This window comes from Gordonia hirsuta DSM 44140 = NBRC 16056, assembly GCF_000333015.1.
Classification (GTDB): Bacteria; Actinomycetota; Actinomycetes; order Mycobacteriales; family Mycobacteriaceae; genus Gordonia; species Gordonia hirsuta.
In genome coordinates, this window is the sequence record NZ_BANT01000004.1 from 51,590 (window position 1) to 71,494 (window position 19,905).

Here is a 19,905-nt window from a genome sequence, read left to right on the forward strand (position 1 = left end):
GCGAGTCTATCGCGCCGTGCCGAGCTCAGGACTGCGGCTTCACCCCGGTGATGAGCACATTGTAGAAGTACTGCGGCGGCACGATTTTGGACAGCACGTTGTCGTCGAGCCAGGTCATCTTGCGCCAGCCGCCGAAGGCGAACCGCGCCCATCCCCAGCCCAGCTTCTCCGCCGGGACCGCCGCTTCGAAGGTGCGCACCGGCCAGCCCAGCATCGCCGCGGCGAGCTCCTCGCTGGCCGATTCGACCTGCACGGCACCGGCCGCGGTGGACAGCTCCTCCAGATCCTTCGGCGAGAAGGTGTGGATGTCGACGACGGCCTCCAGGGCCGCGGCGCGGGAGGACTCGTCCAGCTCGGCCTGCGGACGCCGCCAGGACTGCAGCGGACCGAATTTGGTCAGGTGGGTGGTGGCCCACCACGTCGCCCGGCTCATCCAGCGGGCGTAGAAGTCACCCAGCGTCGACGGCTCACCGGCGAAGACGAAGCGCCCGCCCGGCTTGAGCACGCGCAGCACCTCCCGCAGCGCCTGCTCGACGTCGGGGATGTGGTGCAGGACCGCGTGTCCGACGACCAGATCGAAGGTGTCGTCGTCGTACGGGATCTTCTCCGCATCGGCGACCCGGCCGTCCACATCCAGGCCCAGGCCCTGCGCATTGCGCAGCGCCACCTTGACCATGCCCGGCGACAGGTCGGTGACCGACCCCTTGGTGGCCACCCCCGCCTGCATCAGGTTGAGCAGGAAGAAGCCGGTGCCGCAGCCCAGCTCCATCGCCCGCTCGTACGGCAGCGGCGCCTCGGGCACGATCCGGTCCAGCCGCCCACGCGCATAGTCGATGCAGCGTTCGTCGAACGAGATGGACCACTTCTCGTCGTAGGTCTCGGCTTCCCAGTCGTGGTAGAGCACCTGCGCCAGTTTGGTGTCGGTGAGCGCGGCCTCCACCTCGGCGGCGGTGGCGTGCGGATTGGGCGCCGGATCCGTGTTCTGGGAATCAGCGGTCTGGGAATCAGCGGTCTGGGGCTCGTCGATCGAGGTCATATGCGTGGTGCTGCTACTTTCCGGTGAATTCGGCCTTGCCCGGGCCGTTCTCGATGAACGACGCCATGCCGATGGCACGGTCGTCGGTGGCGAACAGCGAGGCGAACAGGTGCGCCTCGATCTTCAGCCCGGTCTCCAGGTCGGTGTCCAGACCCTCGTCGATGGCGGCCTTGGCGGCAGCCAGGGCGACGCTGGCACCGCCGGCGAACTTGCCCGCCCAGGCCAGTGCGGCGTTGTACACCTCGTCGGGGGCGACGACCTTGTCGACCAGCCCGATGTTCAGGGCCTCGTCGGCACCGACGAACCGGCCGGTGAAGACCATGTCCTTGGCGCGCGACGGGCCGATCAGGCGGGCCAGCCGCTGGGTTCCGCCGCCGCCGGGGATCACTCCGAGCAGGACCTCGGGCACACCCAGCTTGGCATTGTCCCCGGCGATCCGGCGATCGGCACCCAGAGCGACTTCCAGTCCGCCGCCCAGGGCGTAACCGGTGATCGCGGCCACGGTGGGTTTGGTGATCTCGGCGATCGCCCCCAGTCCGCGCTGCAGCCGCCGGGCGACTTTGGCCATCTCGGCAGCCGACATGTCGACCATCTCTTTGATGTCGGCGCCGGCGGCGAAGACCTTCGGCCCGCCGTAGACCACCACGGCCTTGATGTCGTCGCGGCTGTCGGCCTCCTGCGCCGCAGCCACCAGCTCGTCCTGCACCTGGCGGTTCAGGGCGTTCATCGGCGGACGGTGCAGCATGATGGTGCCGACACCGGGATGGGACTCCGATGTCTCCAGGGTCACGAATTCGGCCATGGGGGCAGGCTACCGGTAACCCGGCCGACCCGCCCAACCGCATCGGTGGGCGCCGGAGGGAAATCTGTTGCCACTCGGCGCCGAGACCGCCATGATGGGAGTCTTCAGAAAGGGGACGATCGTCATGAAGCTGGCCGAAGCGCTGTCGCTGCGGGCCGAGACGTTGCGACGACTCGAGTCGCTGCGCTCACGGATCACCGCCAATGCGCGCTATCAGGAGGGTGAGACGCCTTCCGAGGACGCCGCCGCGCTGCTGACCGAGGCGCAGTCACTGATCGACGAGTGGCAATCGCTGATGCGCCGCATCAACCGGACGAATGCGGCCTCCGACCTGGGCGCCGACGGCACCCTCACCGATGCGCTGGCGCGCCGGGACGCCCTGCGCTTGCATCACCGGCTGCTGACCGGGGCCGCCGATGCAGCCGCCGGCGCCGACCACTCCGGCTTCACCCGGCAGCTGCGTTCGGAGTTGAAGATCCTGGCGGCGCTCCCGGTATCGCAGGTGCGCGCCGAGGCCGATCGGGTCTCCCGCGACCTGCGCGAACTCGATGCGCGGATCCAGCGCGCCAATTGGGAGGTGGATCTGCTCGACTGATCAGGGTGTGCAGGTAGTCGTCACGGAGGCGTGCACAAGCCCCTGACCGGCGGGCCAAGCCGGTCTCCGGCGCGCGGAGAGCAGCGCAGAAGGTTCGATTCCTTCGGTCACACGGCAGCTCCGCATCGCGCACAGGTAATGGTGCAATGCGCACTGTGCATCACCACGTGCAGATCCGGCGACGACGAGGGCGGGCACGGGGCCACACCCGATCGACAGCGCGCTACCGGCCGTCGGCGACGCCGCGCAGCGTATCGAGGCGGCCGTCGCTCAGGGCGTCGAAGTAATCCTGTGAATCGTCGAAACCCAGACCGAGAATGCCCGCACCGTCGGAGACCACCGGCTCGATCGGGGTGATCTCGCGCGGGGCGGCGAGCAGGTCGGCGACGCTGCCGAACCGGGCGATATCGCGCAACTGCGTCCAGGTCGGCGGCAGCAGGAACCGTCGTCCCCGGGTCCAGTCGTCCAGCGCCTGACCGGCGGTCTGCCATTCGGTCGCCTCGGCCTCGGTGGTCGCGCCGTCGGCATCCTGGCCGGACGGCAGCGCGGCCAGAAAGAAGCGGGTGTCGTAGCGGCGCCGCTCGTTCTTCGGCGTGATCCAGTGCGCCATCGGGGCCAGCAGATCGGTGCGCAGCACCAGATCGTGATCGGCCAGGAACTGCGCGAACGAGAGTTCCTTGCTCACCAGCTGCGCGCGCTGGCTGTGGAAGATCGACGGATCCGGGCACACCGCGTCGGTGGTCCCGGCCAACAGCACCCCGCACTCCTCGAAGGTCTCGCGCACCGCCGCCGCGACCAGTGCTCGACCGGTCTCCACATCGGTGGCCAGCTGAGCGGCCCACCATTGCGCATCCGGGCCGGCCCACCGGATCTGGGCATCCCGGTCCCGGTCGTCGACCCCGCCGCCGGGAAAGACCGTCATCCCGCCGGCGAAGGCCATCTGCTGCACCCGGTGCTGGAGGAACACCTCGATCCCCTGCTGGCCGTCGCGCACCAGCACGACGGTCGACGCATCGCGCAGCGGCGCGACTTCGGACGGGAGGTCAGCACTCATGGATCCGACTCTAACCCCGCCGGGTCAGACGCGGCGCCGGTGCCCACCTGCTTGGCGGGCCCGCCGGGCGAAGTACCGCCCGTCGTCGTGGGTCAAGGCGATCGCCTGCCGGAAGGTGGTGGTCAGATTCTGCGCGGTCAGCGTCTGTTCGAGAGCGCCCTGGGCGATCACCTCGCCCTCCGAGAGCAGCATCGCGTTGGTGAACCCGGGCGGCACCTCCTCGACGTGGTGGGTGATCAGCACCATCGCCGGAGCGTCGGGGTCCTGGGCGAGCAGGCTGAGCCGATTCACCAGTTCTTCCCGGCCGCCCAGATCCAGTCCGGCGGCAGGCTCGTCGAGCAGCAGCAGCTCCGGATCGGTCATCAGTCCACGCGCGATCAGGACGCGTTTGCGCTCGCCTTCCGAGAGTGTCCCGAAGGTGCGGTCGGCCAGATGTTCGGCACCCATCGACTCCAGGACGTCGGTGGCGCGGTCCCGATCGAACTGGTCGTATTCTTCGCGCCAGCGACCCAGCACCGAATAGCCGGCCGAGATCACCAGATCGGCGACCACCTCGTCGCCGGGGATGCGGGCGGCCAGCGCCGAACTGACCATCCCGATCCGTGTGGTCAGATCGCGCAGATCGGTGCGTCCGAGCCGTTCACCCAGGACGAACGCCGTCCCCGACGACGGATGCTCCATCGCCGCGGCCATCCGCAGCAGCGAGGTCTTACCCGCACCGTTGGGGCCGATGATCACCCAGCGTTCGTCGAGTTCGACCTGCCAGTCGACCGGACCGACGAGAGTCTTGCCGTCGCGTACCAACGTCACATCGGCGAAGTCGAGGATCAAGTCCGGATCGGTCTGCACATCACTCACCTGTCCCATGATGCCCGATGCGCCGGCCGGGCCCGGCTGCGCAACGCCGGGGAATAGCCGGCCTCGGCGGCGCTGTTGAACACCTGGTGTGAGCGCTGTCAACGATCCCACCCCCGCTGCTTCCACTCCCGCTGCTTCCACCGCCGGTACACCGCCCGGCTACAGCCCGGCCGTCGGCGTCCCGCTGTCTCTGCTCGATCTGGCACAGGTCGGGCCGGGTGAAACCGTCCGCGAATCGCTGGCCCATTCGGTCGCACTGGCCGAGTTCGCCGACACCACCGGCTACCGGCGGCTCTGGTACGCCGAGCACCACAATATGAAGGCCATCGCCTCGGCCGCCCCGGCGGTACTGATCGCCCGCATGGGTGCGGCCACCAGCCGCATCCGGCTCGGTGCCGGCGGGGTGATGCTGCCCAACCATTCCCCGCTGGCCATCGCCGAACAGTTCGGCACCCTGGCCGAGCTGTATCCGGGCCGGATCGACCTGGGGCTGGGCCGTGCCCCCGGCGGTGATCAGGCCACCTTCGCCGCTCTCCGCCGCAGCCCGGCCGCCTCGGACGCCTTTCCCCGCGATGTACTGGAACTGCAGAACTATCTGCGCGGCAACCCGCAGGATTCCGGTGTGACGGCGACCCCCGGCGCCGGCACCGATGTCCCGCTCTACATCCTGGGCTCGTCGCTGTTCGGCGCGCAGCTGGCGGCCTACCTGGGATTGCCCTATGCGTTCGCCTCCCATTTCGCCCCGGCCGCCCTCGAGCAGGCCATCGCCGTCTACCGCAATGAGTTCCGGCCCGCCCAGACCCCGGACGGCGACCTCACCGAGCCCTACCTGATCACCGCCGCCGGGGTCATCGTCGACGACGATCCCGAGCGCGCGGCCCGAGAACTGGAACGGGTCAAACGTCAGCGCGTCAAACTGCTGTTCACCCGCGGCAGGTCGTTGACCGACGACCAACTCGACGAACTACTGGCCGGGGCGGCCGGCGCACAGGTGGAGGAGATGCTGCGCCATAGCGCGGTCGGCACCCCCGCTCAGGCCGCCGCACAACTCAGCGAATTCGCGGCCCACTGCGGAGCCGACGAGCTGATGCTGGCACCGATGGCCGGTGACCGCGAGGTCTGGATGGGGACCGTGCGCGCCCTGGCACCGCCGCTGGGCTAACGCCATTCGGCGATCACGGTGCACGAACCGGGTCTCACCTCAGTGAAGCCGGCGTCGTGCACCGCCACGGCCCGGCCGGCGGCCGCGGCGGCCCGCAGCCGTGACCAATACCCGGTATCGGCCTGGCGCACCGCCAGCGGACACCCGTCCCGATACCAGTCGTCGACCACCTCCGCCGGGAGCAGCGGCACCGCGAGCATCGCCGCATGAGCCACCTGCGCAGCCGCCTTGCCGACGGTCATCGGCAACTCCGGGGCCAGCCACAGGCACAGTCCGGCCTCCGACGGCGCAGTCGGCAGCTCACCGGGAACATCGGTTCCGCCGATCTGCAGCCGGGACAGCCGGCGATCCAGTTCACCGACCGGACCGGGCACATACGCCCGCGCCTGGGCGCCGTCGATACCCACGGTGACCCCCGGCAGGTCCTGCGCCGCCGACCACTGTGCTCCGCGGGCCCGCCGCACCACCTTCCTGATCGCACCTGCGCACCAGGCGTCGAATGCCGGAGCCCACGGCCCGTCCGGTGCCGCCCGCGGGTCCAGGCAGGCTGCTGCGCACGCCCGCGCCGCCGCCTCCAGCAGCCCCTGCCGCGACGGCGGTGCCGATTTCTCGATCCGCAGCACCATCGGCATGGCCCGAACCAGGGCCGGATCGACCGGATCGGGCATCACCGCACCGCGGGCCGACAATCGCGCAATACTCTCCTGGGCAACCACCGCGCTCACGCTAGCGCACGTGCCCGCTGGCTACACTGACTCTCGGCAGTCACGCGGAAGGGACCGATGATGCGGACGATACGGCCCCGGCGGCAGCGTTCTGCGCGCCTGCGCACCCTGCTCGCGGCGACCGCTCTCGCCGCTGCCACCGCCCTGACGATGAGCGCCTGCGCACCGCAGATCGCCGGTGAGCCGCTCCGCGCCACCACCGATGCCCCGGCCGAGCCGCCGGCACCGGTCCGCAAGAGCTCGAATGTGCAGATCGCCCCGCTGGCGCAAGGCCAGAAGCCACCGCAGTTCATCCTCTTCTCGTTCGACGGCGTCGGCGTGAGTAAGAACTGGGATCTGTTCCTCGACACCGCCGATCAGGTCGACGCCCGCTTCACCGCACTGATGACCGGGCTCTACTTCCTGACCGACCAGGCCCGCACCAAGTACCGCGGACCCCGTCACCGGCCGGGTGAGGCGGCGATCGGCTTCGGCGGCACCAAGGCCGACGTCGTCGAACAGATCGAATACCTCAATCGGACCTGGTACGACGGCCATGAGATGGGCACGCACTTCGTCGGGCATTTCTGTGCCGGCACCCGGCATCCGGGCAAGGACTGGACCACCGCGGACTGGAACCACGAATTGGATCAGTTCTTCTCGCTGATGGTCCACTGGCGGCAGAACACCGGAATCACCACCGGCCCGGACCTCGCCTTCGGTCCCGACGTGGTCAAAGGCGGCCGCACCCAATGTCTGGAGGGCACCCCCAAGACCCTGTTTCCGGCACTGCGGCAACACCACATGACCTGGGATTCGTCGATGGATGCCCACAAGCCGGGCATCTTCTGGCCCACCAAGGAGCGCGGGATCTGGGAGTTCCCGATCCCCTATGTGTACTCCCCGGCCCTCAAACATAAGCAGACCGCGCTGGACTACAACTTCTGGTACACCTACAACGGCGCCAAGAACGATCCGAAGGCCGCACCGAAGCTGCGACGCATCGTCAAACAGAGCTACGACTACATGTACCGGCGCGCCTACGAGGGCAACCGCGCACCGCTGGTGATCGCCAATCACTTCAACGATTGGAGCGGTAACGCCTTCAATCCCGGCACGGCCGATTTCATGCGGGAGGCGTGCGTCCGGCCGGAGACCGTCTGCGCCACCTATCTGGACGTGATCGCCTGGATGGAGGCGCAGGATCCAGCGATCCTGGCCGAACTGCAGAAACTACCGGCCGTCGCCGTCGACGCACACACCTGACCGGCACCTCTGATCGGCACGGGTGCGGCCTGTGGACCGCGGCGCCGGCTACGACCCGGCTATTGTTCCGGCGCCGGGTCCAGCGGTACGCGTCGCAGGGTGCCGTCGACGGCGTCGGCGGCCTCCACCTCGTTGCGGGTGACGCCGAGCATGTAGAGCACCGCATCCAGATACGGATAGTTCACGCTCGCATCGGCGACCTCGCGCAGCGCCGGCTTGGCGTTGAAAGCGATTCCGAGCCCGGCCGCGGCGAGCATGTCGATGTCGTTGGCACCGTCGCCGACGGCGACCGTCTGTGACATCGGGACGCCACGCTCGGCGGCGAAGGCGGCCAGCGCACGGGCCTTGCCCTCCCGGTCGACCACCTCACCGGTCACCCGGCCGGTGAGCTTGCCGTCGACAACCTCCAGAGTGTTGGCGCGCACGAAGTCCAGCTCGAGGTCTTCGGCCAGCGGCTCGATCACCTGGCGGAAGCCGCCGGAGACCACACCGCAGTGATAGCCGAGACGGTTCAGCGTCCGGATGGTGGTGCGCGCCCCGGGTGTCAGTTCGATGCGTTCGGCGACCCGATCGATCACCTCGGCGTCCAGGCCCTCCAGCGCCCGCACCCGCTGGTGCAGGGACTCGGCGAAGTCCAGTTCGCCGCGCATGGCTGCCTCGGTCACCGCGGCGACCTCCTCCTCGCGGCCGGCCTCGGCGGCGAGCATCTCGATCACCTCACCCTGGATCAGGGTGGAGTCGACGTCGAAGACGATGACCCGCTTGGCGCGCCGGGCCAGTCCCCCGCGTTCGACCGCCACGTCGATCGGGTAGTCGGCGGCCACGCCGCCCAGGCTCGCACGCAGCGCCGCATCGGCCTTGGGGCCGGGCGCCACCGAGACCATCAGTTCCAGTCCGGTCAGCGGATAGTCGGCGATACCGCGGATCGAGTCGATATTGCCGTCCTGGGCGGCCAGGGCCCCGGCCACCGCACCGAAGGCCGCCGCCGAGACGGGACTGCCCAGAATCACCACCGCATGGGTGGAGGGGGCATGCCCGACCGCGTCGTCCTTGCGGGCGGCCGACACGTCCATCCCGTGTGGGGTCATCGTCTCGGTCACCGCCGCCGCGAGCTCGTCCACGGGACGGTCGCAGGCCACCAGGACGCCCAGGGTCAGATGATCGTTGATCACCACCTGCTCCACATCGAGGAGATCCACTTCGCACTCGGCGAGCACGGCCATCAACGCCGAGGTGACGCCGGGCTTGTCCGGGCCGCTGACGGTGAGCAGGACCGACGGTTCGAGCTTCGCATTTGCCACGTGCGTCATTATGCAAGAGCACCGCGATGCACAAAGCAGCAGGCCCACCCGAGGAGGACTCGGGTGGGCCTGGTGCTTTGTCTCTGCGGGTGTAGCGCCGCGACTACTGCTGGTAGTGCTTGTCGCTACCCCAGCCGACGTGGGCCTCTGCGCGCATGCGCTCGACCATGTGCGGGTAGTGCAGTTCGAACGCCGGGCGCTCCGAACGGATCCGGGGCAGCTCGGTGAAGTTGTGCCGCGGCGGCGGGCAGCTGGTGGCCCACTCGAGCGAGTTGCCGAAGCCCCACGGGTCGTCGACCGTGACGACCTCGCCGTAGCGGTAGCTCTTGAAGATGTTCCACAGGAACGGGAACATCGACAGACCCAGGATGAACGCTCCGACCGTGGAGATCACGTTCAGCGTGGTGAAACCGTCGCTGGCCAGGTAGTCGGCGTAGCGACGCGGCATGCCCTCGTTACCCAGCCAGTGCTGGACCAGGAACGTGGTGTGGAAACCGATGAAGGTCAGCCAGAAGTGCCACTTGCCCAGAGTCTCGTCGAGCATGCGGCCGGTCATCTTCGGGAACCACAGGTAGATACCGGCGTAGGTCGCGAAGACGATCGTGCCGAACAGGACGTAGTGGAAGTGCGCCACGATGAAGTACGTGTCCGAGATGTGCCAGTCCATCGGCGGGCTGGCCATCAGCACACCGGTCAGACCACCGAACAGGAAGGTCACGATGAAACCGATCGAGAACAGCATGGGTGTCTCGAAGGTGATTCGGCCCTTCCACATGGTGCCGATCCAGTTGAAGAACTTCACGCCCGTAGGCACCGCGATCAGGAAGGTCATGAACGAGAAGAACGGCAGCAGGATCGCGCCGGTCACGTACATGTGGTGCGCCCAGACTGCCACCGACAGTGCGGCGATCGCCAGGGTCGCGTAGACCAGGCCCGAGTAGCCGAAGATCGGCTTGCGGGCGAACATCGGGAAGATCTCCGAGACGATGCCGAAGAAAGGCAGGGCGACCACGTAGACCTCGGGGTGACCGAAGAACCAGAACAGGTGCTGCCACAGGATCACGCCGCCGTTAGCCGGGTCGTACAGGTGCGCACCGAACTGGCGGTCCACCTCCAGGCCCATCAGGGCCGCGGTCAGCAGCGGGAAGATCAGCAGGATCAGAACACTGGTGACCAGGATGTTCCAGGTGAAGATCGGCATGCGGAACATCGTCATACCGGGCGCCCGCAGGCAGACCACGGTGGTGATCATGTTGACCGCACCCAGGATGGTGCCCAGACCCGCGGCACCCAGACCCATGATCCACAGGTCGGGACCGAAGCCCGGTGCGTGCACCGCGTCGGCCAGCGGGGTGTAGGCGGTCCAGCCGAAGTCGGCCGCGCCACCCGGAGTCAGGAAGCCGCCCAACGCCACCAGGTTGCCGAACAGGAACAGCCAGAAGCCCATCGCGTTCAGCCGCGGGAAGGCCACGTCCGGGGCGCCGATCTGCAGCGGCAGGACGTAGTTGGCGAAGCCGATGACCACCGGGGTGGCGTACATCAGCAGCATGATCGTGCCGTGCATGGTGAACAGCTGGTTGAACTGCTCATTCGAGAGGAACTGCAGACCAGGCTGAGTCAGTTCGACACGCATGAGCAGTGCCATCAGGCCGCCAACCAGGAAGAACCCGAACGACGCGACCAAGTACATCTGACCGATCAGTTTGTGATCGGTCGTGGTGATCATTTTATGGAAGAACGAACCCTTCGCGCCGTAGCGCTCCGGGTAAGGACGAACCGGAGTCACCACGGTCGTCGGTTGGTCTAGTGCGGTCACAGATCCTCCTCCTGGGCGCCGGCCTGACGCCTGGACTCTAACCCTGCAAGCACCGGCAACGGCCATGATGCCGTCGGTGCCGTCCTCTGATCGTAAACCAGTCACGGCCGGTCTGCCGAGCGGGTCCTACGATCTGTCGTATTCAACCTTACGCTGCAATGATTTTCGCTGGTAGTGGCGTCTGTCTGACCGACGCGCCCACCGCAGAAACGCCACCGCGCTCTGCTAGCGTAGGCGCGTGCTCGACAACTCCCCGACCACCGGCCGCCGCTGGCGCCTGCTCGCGGCCGCTGCGACGGCGTTCATGCTGGCAGCCGGACTGACCGCGTGTGCCGAGTCCGACGATGAGCTGCGCACCCCCGACGGCTCGATCATCTCCACGGTCACCAGCCGGATCGCCCGGGTCGACATCGTCAACGCGGGCCGCGACTACGCGCAGACCTGCCTGGCACCGACCGCCGCGGCCGATCCCGCAGCCGATATCTCGCGGGTCATCGTGACCGATCCGGCCCTGCTGGATGCCTTCTGCGCCCTGGGTGTCGGCCCGAAGGTGCGCGCGGTGACCGCAGCCGACGGCAGCATCCCCGCATACCTGGGCCCCCAGCTGGGCGCAGTGCCCACCCTTGGCCACTCCCCCACCGCCGCCCAGGTGCGCACCGCCGACCCGCAGCTGGTCCTGGCCACTCCCGGTACCGCCGCTGCGGTGGGTGCACTGCACGCCACCGGGGTCCTGGGCTCCACCGAGGTGGTGACCATCGGCGGCGGTGATGACTGGCGCGCCGTCTTCACCGAGGTCGCCAAGGCTCTGGACCGGTCGGCCGCCGCCACCGAGCGGCTGGCCGAATTCGATGCCGAGGCCGCGCGCATCGGCCGGGTGATGGATGCCCCGCACAGTCAGGTCTCCCTGGTGCGTTTCACTCCGGACGCCGAACTGATCGAAGGCACCGGAGGCTTCGCTCCGGCCCTGCTGACGCAGATCGGGGTGGCCCGGCCGGCCGCCCAGCGCACACCCGAACCCACGGTGGTGACCGATGCGAACTTCACCGCCGCCGACGGCGACCTGATCTACGTCAGCGCACAGGGCCAGCGGGGGCTCGACCGCGGCGTCGAGGTGCTCGAGAGCGACCGCTGGCAGGAGATGGGCGCTCCGAGCTGGAGCCGGGTGCTCTGGGTCGACGACGCCGTCTGGTACCAGACCTCCGGTCTGGCCGCGGCCTGGCTGGTGCTCAACGACGTGAAGAGTTCGCTGAACTCCACGTCGTCCTGACCGGACGTTCCGGCCGTGCCCGACCGCCCCGTCCTGGGTCTGCGTGCCCTGTGGCGACCGGGTCTGGGACTGGCGCTGTGGCCCGACACACCAGGGCCCGACACACCAGGGCCCGCCGCCACTTCTCCGGTATCCCCGGCCCGCGCGGCCGGGACACCCACCGCCGCGAGTCCGCCGCCGCTGGAGGATCTGATCGACCTGCCGGCCTCGGTCGCCGATCTGCTGGCGCGCCGCAAACCGCGGCATACCGTCGATCAGCGCGGCCCCGACGGTGTGCGGACGCTGCGCAGCGCCGTCGTGATCGGGGTTCCGACGGCGGTGGAACTGCTCGACCGCTGCGAACATCTCTCGGTCGGCGGTGACCTGGCCTTCTACCGTTATCTCCTGAGCGGCGCACGGGCACTGCGTGATGCCGGGGCCGTCGCACCGGGGGTCCAGGTGACCGCCGAAGAAGCCGTCGTCACCTGGTCGGCGCTGCCCACACCCGCCTGGCGCAGCTGGGAGACGGTGATCGCCGCCTCGGCCCCGCCCGCACTGGTCGCCGACGGTGTCCCCGCCCTGCTGGACTTCGTGGCCCAGATCCTGGACGCCGAATGCCGGCGGATCCTGGCCCCCGAATACGGCCGGTCGCAGATTCCGCTGATCGATGCGCTGGCGGCCCCGGCCGCACTGCCACTGCCCGATCACGCCGGTGCCGCGGCCTCGGCGTGGCGCAGTTGGTGTCAGACCGGGCCCCAGTCCGGGCCGTCACTGGTGCTGCGGCTACACGAACCCGAGGACACCGGCGATACTCGATCCGATCCGGTATCCGCCGAAGCTCAGCTGCCGGCCGAGGCGCAGTTGTGGCGACTGCAGGTGTGCCGCCGGCAGGACGAGATCAGCGAGAATCCCGCGCTGCCCGCCCGGCTGACCGAGGTGGTCCCGCACCGTCTGAGTGCCCACGACCTGGATGAGCTCACCAGCGAACTCGCCGTCGCCTTACAGGCCTACGGCGAACTGTCCCGGGCCCAGACCGATCCCCACAACCTGGATTTCCTGCTCACCACCGAGCAGGTCGCGGACTTCTTCGCCGAGGGCGCCGCGCTGATCGGCCAGGCCGGGATCCCGGTCCTGCTGCCGCGGACGATCGCCGAGGTGACACCGGAGGTCACCCTGCGCGCCGCCCCCGTCCCCGGCGGGCAGAGCCGTCCTGGTCTGGTCGGACTCGACGAGATCTCCGACTTCCAGTGGCGCCTGGCCCTCGGCGACGGCAGCGCACCGTTGAGCCAGGACGACCTCAACGAGCTGGCTCGTCAGCACGGCGACCTGGTCCGGATCCGCGGCCGCTGGGTGCGCGCCGAGGGCGCGGCCCTGACCCGCGCCGCAGCCTTTCTGACCACCCGGGCCGCGACCGACGACGGCGCCGCCGTCGACCTCGCCGAGTTGATGGCACTGATCGGCGGGACCGATGATCGGCTGCCGGTACCGGTGACCGGGGTACAGGGCCTGGACTGGCTCGACGACATCGCCACCGGCGGTGCCCTGCGGCCCGAACCCGTCGCGGTGCCCGGCACTCTGCGAGCCACACTGCGCCCCTATCAGCAGCGCGGCCTGGACTGGCTCGGTGCGCTGGCGTCGATCGGGGCCGGTGGTGTGCTGGCCGACGATATGGGCCTGGGCAAGACCGTCCAGGTGATCGCCCTGATCGCCCGGCGCCGGGCCGACACCGCCCAGGCCCCGCCGGCCCTGGTGGTCTGCCCCATGTCGGTGATCGGCAATTGGCAGCACGAGCTGGCCCGGTTCACCCCGGACCTGCGCGTCGTCGTTCATCACGGTCCGCATCGGCAGGCGGCCCTGCTCTCGGACGCGGCCACCGATGTGGTGGTGACCACCTTCGCGACCCTCACCCGCGATCGGGAGCACTTCGCCGCCGCATCGTGGGATCTGCTGGTGGTCGACGAAGCGCAGCACGTCAAGAATGTGCGCACCGCGGCCGCCAAGGCCCTGCGCTCCCTGCCGGTCCGCCGCCGCATCGCCTTGACCGGCACTCCGGTGGAGAACCGGCTGGAGGATCTGCGTGCGGTGATCGACCTGGTCAACCCCGGTCTGCTGGGCACGGCGTCGTCGTTCCGGGCCCGATTCGCCGAACCGATCGAACGCGACCGTGATCCGGCGGCCTTGGCCCGTCTCAACGCGCTCACCCGGCCGTTCATCCTGCGCCGCCTCAAGACCGATCCGGCGATCGCCCCGGACCTGCCCGAGAAGAGCGAGTTGACGGTGCGCACCAATCTGACCGCCGAACAGGCCGGGCTCTATCAGGCCGTCCTGAACGAGCTGCACGAAGCGCTGGCCGATGCGCAGCACCACGGGCAGCGGCGCAAGACGGTGCTGGCCGCGCTGACCCGGCTCAAGCAGATCTGCAACCATCCGGCGCACTATCTGGGCGACGGGTCGCCGATGCTGCGTCGCGGCCGGCATCGGTCGGGCAAGTTCGAACTGCTCAGCGATATCACCACGACGCTGGTCGACGAGGGTGACCGCGCCCTGATCTTCACCCAGTTCGCCGCCTTCGCCGATCTGCTGAGCCGCTGGCTGAGTCCGCTCGTGGACCGGCCGGTCCCGGTGCTGCACGGCGGGCTGCCGCGCACCCAGCGGGATGCGCTGGTGTCCGGATTCGGCGCCGACGACGGTCCACCGATTCTGGTGGCCACCCTCAAGGCCGGCGGGACGGGACTGAATCTGGTGGCCGCCAACCAGGTGATCCACGCCGACCGCTGGTGGAATCCGGCGGTCGAAGAACAGGCGACCGACCGCGCCTACCGGATCGGCCAGACCCGGGCGGTGCAGGTCCGCAGATTCGTCTGCGTCGGCACCCTCGAGGAGCGGATCGACGAGCTGATCGCGGCCAAACGGGAGCTGTCGTCGCTGACGGTGGCCACCGGCGAGAGCTGGCTGGCCGATCTGGGCGACGATGCCCTGCTGGATCTGCTGTCACTGCGCGATGCGGCGGTGGGCGAATAGTGGCCCGCCGCAGAGGCCCCGCGCCGCCGGTGCGCGGTTACGGACTCACCCCCTGGGGCCGGGCGCTGGCGGCCGTGGTCGAGGCCGGTGCCGATCACCGCCACCTCAGCGGAGCACGCCGCTACTTCCGGGACCGGCACGTGGAGCAACTGAGCATCGCCGACGGCGAGATCACCGCGCTGGTCCGCGGCAGCCAACTCGATCCTTTCGGAGTGACCCTAGTACCGCGCCCGGTGGACCCGGCGACCGTGGTGCAGCTGCTGCGCCGCTCCGGAAAAGTCGAGGCGCTGCTGGCACTGGCCCGCGGGGAGCAGCCCGCGGCCCTCGGGGAACTGCTGGCGCCGACCGAATCGGCCGATCTCGCCTCCGGGTGTTCCTGCCCCGATGAGGCACCGCGCTGCATCCACGTCATGGCTGTCGTCTTCGAGCTGTCCGCCCAGATCGACAAACAGCCGCTGACGCTGCTGCGCGTGCTGGGCACCGATCTGCCCGAGCTGCTGGATCTGGCGCGCGATCGCGCCGAAGCCCCGCCATCCGACCCGGACGACCACACCCCGGCACCGGCGCCCCAGCCCGTGACCGACTTCTACGGCGACGGCGCTCCGCTGCCTCCCGTCCCGGAGTTTCCCCGCATCGATGCACTCGCCGAACTCGATCCGGGCGGCCTGCGGTCGGCGCTGCGCGCCTCCGGCGTCGGGGCGACCGAACTGGCCGAGGCTCTCGACGATCTGGCCGAGCTCTACGCGGTGTTTCGGGAGCATCGCTGAATCAGCCCGACACCGTCCGGCGGGCCGTCAGGATGTCGGCGAGGAGCTCCCGGGCGTCGGCCACGGTCAGATCCCGGGCGATCACCTGTGCTGGACCGGCCACGACCGCCGCACGCACATCGGCGATCCCCAGCAGTCGCTGCACCGGGTTCTGGGACAGTGCCGCACCCTGGACATGGCGCCACGGCACTACCGCATACTGACGGTTCAGCCGCCCCCAGGTCACCGAGATGCCGGTCCGGGAGATGGTCACGCCCTGTTCCTGCCAGTCGATCGGCGAGACCCACTTGGCTGCGGCCGGCGATTGCCGGCTCCGGAGCGGCGTGCGCTCGTCGTCACCGATCCGCCACAGGATCTCGTTCATCGCCCCGACGACATCGTCGGTCTGGCCCACCGCAATGAGCCGGGTGACCCCGGACTGCTCCTGCGCATCCCCGTACCCGGCGATCGACGACTCCAGCTCCGCCCAATCCGGGATCTGCCACAGCAGTGGGCGGCGCAGTCGCAATGCATGGATGCGGCGCAGCGGAACGGTCTGCCGGCGGGTCGAGGCCAGCCCCGCGGTGATCTGCAGGCGTTCGGTGTCGTCGTGCAGGGTCAGCTGCTGATTCCAGAAGCGGTCGAGCGGCACCCAGAGCAGGGCGACCGCACCCACCGCGGCGAACACGGCGCCGAATGCGCCGCCACCGAGGATCCCTACGACGATCACCGCGAGCAGCGCCGCCAGCGCCCCCACACCGAACGTCAGAATCACCATGCCCACCAGCCGCGGCGGTGGAATGGGGCCGGCCAGCACTCGTCCCGGCAGTCCGGGTGCCGCGGTCCGCCTCTCGACGGCTCCGTGCTCGACCGGACCAGGCTCCACCAGACCGGGATCGACAACACCGGGCTCGGGCACCGACTGCGCCCTTCGCCTTCCGGTGGCTGCCAGGACCTCGGCGCGCAGTCGCTCCAGCGTCGGGACATCCAGGTAGCCGATCACCAGTGCCGAATCCGCGCCGCCGGCCGTCTCCACTGTGAGCTCACCGAGCCCGAACAGGCGCGGCAGCAGTGGCTGGCGGATGTCGACGGACTGGATCCGGTCGTAGCGCGCGGTACGACGCTGCCGGAAGAAGATCCCCGATCCGGTGCGGATCTCCTGGGCGTCCAGCTCGTAGAAGCGCTGATGCCAGCTCCAGGCGGCGATCCCGGCGATGATCCCGCCGACGATCACGATCAGCAGCAGCGTCATCAGCGCCGCCAACAGCGGAGCATCCGCCGCGGCACCGCCGACCGCCGCCAGTGCCGCCATTAATACCGCCCCGGCATTGATCACCACGATGACCAGCACCACCACCAGCGTTTTCCAGGCACGCAGCGGCGGGGTGAGCGGATGAACCCGCTGCCGTCCGGCACCGGCGTAGCGAACCGGGATGGTCACAGTCCTTCCATCCGGACTCGTGCCGCCTCCGACAATCGCGCCCGCAGCGACTGAGCGTCCTCGCGGGTCAAACCGTGGAGCACCGCGTCTGAGGTCGCGCTGGCGGTGTGCAGTTTGAGGGTTGCCAGCCCGAACAGCCGCAGAATCGGCCCCTCTTCCAGGTCCACGAACTGAATGCGGCCGTACGGGACGACGGTGACCGAGCGCCACAGCAGCCCGCGGGCCACCACCAGGTCGTCGTCGAGCTCGGCATAGCGGTGCGCATCGGCGCGGCGCAATGAGATCCACACCAGCATGACGAAAGCGACCGCGAGGACTCCCACGACCGGCCACAGCCACCAGCGGCCGACGACGACAGCCGCGACCACCGCCGCCAGCAGCGGCACCCCGGCGGTCACCACTGCCGAGAGCGCCTCGGACAGCCGATAAGCCGGTGCCATGCGCATCAGCGCCGCTGAATGCGGATCGAGGAAATCGGCGGTCTGAGCGGTCATGGGTCCACCCTAGGTGGAACGATGCGGTGACCTGCACGACGGGCCAGGGAGGCAAAGACCCGCCCGCTCGCTGCGTTTCGACGTTCGCATTGCCGATTCGAACATTGCTCACCCCACACGGCGTCCACTCCGCCACGCTCCACCCCCGACCGCTTCGCCTCGACCGGGATTCCACCACTGAGAGATTGTCGGTACCAGCAATTATGCTCGCCCACAGGCAACCACATATGAGGTGGCGCACATCTGGATGGGCGTGTAGTATAGATCATAATCATTTCGAACATAGAAGCGGTCCGGGAACCGAAAGCGGGGGTGGTTCGCATGACGCACGCAGAGTCAGCGCCGCCGCCGAATGCCGACCGCTGGGAGCGAGTCGACTTCTCCCCCGCCGGAATGACCGCCCCCGAGCGCACGGAAGATACAGCCGAGGCTCTCGCCTGGATGGTGTACGCGGCCGGCGCACAGCAGGGTCAGTCCTACCTCTACTGGGTGCAGCTCAAGGCGATCGGCGAGTACCTCGACATCGCCCTGGCGGAGGTGGCCGAGGCGGTGTCCGACGGCCAGGATCAGCGCACACTGTTCGATCCATACACGGTCACGATCGCCGAGATCGGCGCCCTGTTCGCCGTTCCGCAGCGCCGCGCCAGCCAGCTTCTCGCGCAGGCCGAGTCCGCCTCGCAACGTCTGTCCAAAACCGCGGAGCTGTTGCGGAAGGGCTCGATCTCCCCGGAGATCTTCACCACCGTCGTCGACCGCACCGATATCGTCGTCGACCGCGAGCTGATCGATGCGATCGACGACGACCTGAGCGAGGGCCTTTCCGGGGCCGGCCACATCTCGGCTAAGAATGCCGAGAAGATCGCCGACCGCGTCGTCGCCCAGCACGACGCCGACGCCGTCCGGCGGCGCCGGGAAAAGGCCCGCCGGCGCAAGAACGTCACGTATCGGGACTACGCCGAAGGGATGGCCGGCATCTCGATCAGCGGCGATGCCGAGGAGATCCGCCTGGCATATGAGGCGAACGAAGATCTGGCTCGCGCCGTCTGCCCCAATGATCCGCGCACGCTCGGCCAACGCCGTTCGGCGGCAGCTCTGGCCGGGCTGCGCCGACTCCCCTTCACCTGTGGCTGTCCCGATAAGAGCACCTGCACGGCACAGCTCGACGACGCCGCGATCTCCGAGCGCCAGGCCCGCATCGTGGTCCACGCGATCTGCCAGAAGTCGACGCTGGAGGGGCTCGACGAAGAGCCCGCACATCTGGACGGACACGGCCCGATCGACGCCGATCACGTGCGCGATCTGGCACGACGACCCGATGCGATCGTTCGCGACCTGAATCTGGACGATCTGACCGCCACGGCCGACGACCCCGGCGACCGCCAGAATCCCGCCACCCATCAGGGTCCCGCCGCGCACCAAGAGCCTGCTACCGATCATGCCCCCGCTGCAGACCCGGCCCCCGACCAGCAGCAGAAGTCCGAGGCATCCGAGACCGACGGGGACTCTTCACCGCACGGCCGGGCCAAGCCCGCCTGCGAACATCCCCGCCCGGACAACTTCACTGACCCCAGCAACGAACACCCCCGCGAAGACGCCCACCCCGACCAGGCCAACCAGGAAGACCAGGAAGACCAGGAATCCCACCCACGCGAAACCGTCGAACTCGACGCTCAGTCCAATAACCGCCACGCTGAATCCGGCCACCGTCACCCGGCGAAGAAGAGGCTCACCCGCACCGCCCTACCCAGTGACCCCTACCGCCCCACTGCCGCACTCGACGCCCTGATCCGCGGACTGTTCCCCACCTGCACCGTGCCGGGCTGTCCACGCCCGTCCTACCGTTGCGAGCTCGATCACGTCGAGGAGTTCAATCAGATCTGTCCGGCATCCGGCGGCCCGACGTGCATCTGCAATATCAGCCCCAAGTGCAAGTTCCACCATCTCCTGAAAACCCATCTGGGCGCCCGCCGTCCCGAGGACGGCTGGGTCGACGACCAGTGGTGGAACGAGGACGGCGAGCTGTGGACGGGCGTGACCCTGTCGTTCGGCATCACCGTGGAGACGCGTGCCGCCAACCAGTGGCTGTTCCCCCAGTTGGCCGGCCTGTGCTGCAGCCACCAGGGTCCCGCACCGCCGGCGAACCCCGGCCCCGCACCACCGGACCATCCGCAGGCCGGTGGACGATCGGCCGGCGGTGGCCTGCAGGCCACCACCGAGTACAAGCACGCGTGGCGCCGCGCCCAACGTGCCCGATTGGCGGCCGATCGCCGCCGCATCGATCGCGAGGGCGGACCACCACCGTTCTGATCACTCCTCTTCTGCGCACTCCCCTCGCCGTGCTCATCGACGCAGTCGGGCACGGC

The 19,905-nt window shown here is 69.0% G+C and carries 16 protein-coding genes; 7 read left to right on the forward strand and 9 right to left on the reverse strand.

Annotated features, from left to right (window positions below):
• Positions 1-25: 25 nt before the first annotated feature.
• A complete protein-coding gene (locus tag GOHSU_RS01790) occupies positions 26-1,036 on the reverse strand; it encodes a class I SAM-dependent methyltransferase (RefSeq protein ID WP_005935898.1) in 1,011 nt (336 codons plus the stop codon).
• 13 nt (positions 1,037-1,049) lie between these two features.
• Positions 1,050-1,838, reverse strand: a complete 789-nt coding sequence (locus GOHSU_RS01795; RefSeq protein WP_005935900.1) for an enoyl-CoA hydratase/isomerase family protein — start codon at positions 1,836-1,838, stop codon at positions 1,050-1,052.
• 94 nt (positions 1,839-1,932) lie between these two features.
• Here GOHSU_RS01795 and GOHSU_RS01800 point away from each other — a divergent pair, with 94 nt between their 5' ends.
• A complete protein-coding gene (locus tag GOHSU_RS01800; RefSeq protein WP_428829739.1) occupies positions 1,933-2,433 on the forward strand; it encodes a DIP1984 family protein in 501 nt (166 codons plus the stop codon).
• A 223-nt stretch (positions 2,434-2,656) separates the two neighbouring features.
• On the opposite strand, the gene GOHSU_RS01805 is transcribed toward GOHSU_RS01800, so the two are convergent.
• Together GOHSU_RS01805 and GOHSU_RS01810 are read right to left on the reverse strand one after the other, a co-directional pair.
• Positions 2,657-3,487 carry an NUDIX hydrolase gene (locus GOHSU_RS01805; RefSeq protein WP_005935904.1) on the reverse strand — a complete coding sequence of 277 codons (831 nt, stop codon included), beginning with the start codon at positions 3,485-3,487 and terminating at the stop codon, positions 2,657-2,659.
• 24 nt (positions 3,488-3,511) lie between these two features.
• Positions 3,512-4,354, reverse strand: a complete 843-nt coding sequence (locus tag GOHSU_RS01810; RefSeq protein ID WP_029759904.1) for an ABC transporter ATP-binding protein — start codon at positions 4,352-4,354, stop codon at positions 3,512-3,514.
• Positions 4,355-4,433: 79 nt separating this feature from the next.
• On the opposite strand from GOHSU_RS01810, the gene GOHSU_RS01815 reads away from it, so the two are divergent.
• Positions 4,434-5,507 carry an LLM class flavin-dependent oxidoreductase gene (locus GOHSU_RS01815; RefSeq protein WP_005935910.1) on the forward strand — a complete coding sequence of 358 codons (1,074 nt, stop codon included), beginning with the start codon at positions 4,434-4,436 and terminating at the stop codon, positions 5,505-5,507.
• Here the strand turns inward: GOHSU_RS01815 and GOHSU_RS01820 are convergent.
• Positions 5,504-6,175 (reverse strand): peptidyl-tRNA hydrolase, encoded by a 672-nt coding sequence (locus GOHSU_RS01820; RefSeq protein WP_081597691.1) that lies wholly within the window; start codon positions 6,173-6,175, stop codon positions 5,504-5,506. The two genes, GOHSU_RS01815 and GOHSU_RS01820, sit on opposite strands and share 4 nt — an antisense overlap.
• Positions 6,176-6,289: 114 nt before the next feature.
• Between GOHSU_RS01820 and GOHSU_RS01825 the strand changes: the two genes are divergently transcribed.
• Positions 6,290-7,477, forward strand: a complete 1,188-nt coding sequence (locus GOHSU_RS01825; protein WP_005935916.1) for a polysaccharide deacetylase family protein — start codon at positions 6,290-6,292, stop codon at positions 7,475-7,477.
• A gap of 59 nt (positions 7,478-7,536) precedes the next feature.
• Here GOHSU_RS01825 and serB read toward each other — a convergent pair whose 3' ends face one another.
• Both serB and ctaD read right to left on the reverse strand, forming a co-directional pair.
• On the reverse strand, positions 7,537-8,778 hold the full coding sequence (serB, locus tag GOHSU_RS01830; RefSeq protein WP_005935919.1) for a phosphoserine phosphatase SerB: 1,242 nt from the start codon (positions 8,776-8,778) through the stop codon (positions 7,537-7,539).
• A gap of 103 nt (positions 8,779-8,881) precedes the next feature.
• On the reverse strand, positions 8,882-10,594 hold the full coding sequence (gene ctaD / locus GOHSU_RS01835; protein ID WP_005935922.1) for an aa3-type cytochrome oxidase subunit I: 1,713 nt from the start codon (positions 10,592-10,594) through the stop codon (positions 8,882-8,884).
• Between the two features lie 238 nt (positions 10,595-10,832).
• Here ctaD and GOHSU_RS01840 point away from each other — a divergent pair, with 238 nt between their 5' ends.
• The 3 genes from GOHSU_RS01840 to GOHSU_RS01850 are packed head-to-tail and all read left to right on the forward strand — an operon-like array spanning position 10,833 to position 15,628.
• The gene (locus tag GOHSU_RS01840) at positions 10,833-11,861 is read left to right on the forward strand and encodes an ABC transporter substrate-binding protein (protein ID WP_005935925.1); all 1,029 of its coding nucleotides are present in this window, start codon (positions 10,833-10,835) and stop codon (positions 11,859-11,861) included.
• Between the two features lie 15 nt (positions 11,862-11,876).
• On the forward strand, positions 11,877-14,861 hold the full coding sequence (locus GOHSU_RS01845; protein ID WP_005935927.1) for a DEAD/DEAH box helicase: 2,985 nt from the start codon (positions 11,877-11,879) through the stop codon (positions 14,859-14,861).
• Positions 14,861-15,628, forward strand: a complete 768-nt coding sequence (locus GOHSU_RS01850) for an SWIM zinc finger family protein (protein WP_005935930.1) — start codon at positions 14,861-14,863, stop codon at positions 15,626-15,628. The genes GOHSU_RS01845 and GOHSU_RS01850 overlap by 1 nt, the downstream gene beginning before the upstream one ends.
• 1 nt (position 15,629) lies before the next feature.
• Here the strand turns inward: GOHSU_RS01850 and GOHSU_RS01855 are convergent, their stop codons facing one another.
• Together GOHSU_RS01855 and GOHSU_RS01860 are read right to left on the reverse strand one after the other, a co-directional pair.
• Positions 15,630-17,048 (reverse strand): PH domain-containing protein, encoded by a 1,419-nt coding sequence (locus tag GOHSU_RS01855; RefSeq protein ID WP_005935933.1) that lies wholly within the window; start codon positions 17,046-17,048, stop codon positions 15,630-15,632.
• The gene (locus tag GOHSU_RS01860) at positions 17,045-17,542 is read right to left on the reverse strand and encodes a PH domain-containing protein (protein WP_005935937.1); all 498 of its coding nucleotides are present in this window, start codon (positions 17,540-17,542) and stop codon (positions 17,045-17,047) included. Before GOHSU_RS01860 ends, GOHSU_RS01855 begins: the two co-directional genes overlap by 4 nt.
• A 321-nt stretch (positions 17,543-17,863) precedes the next feature.
• Between GOHSU_RS01860 and GOHSU_RS16170 the strand changes: the two genes are divergently transcribed.
• The gene (locus tag GOHSU_RS16170) at positions 17,864-19,849 is read left to right on the forward strand and encodes a DUF222 domain-containing protein (protein ID WP_024332710.1); all 1,986 of its coding nucleotides are present in this window, start codon (positions 17,864-17,866) and stop codon (positions 19,847-19,849) included.
• Positions 19,850-19,905 lie beyond the last annotated feature (56 nt).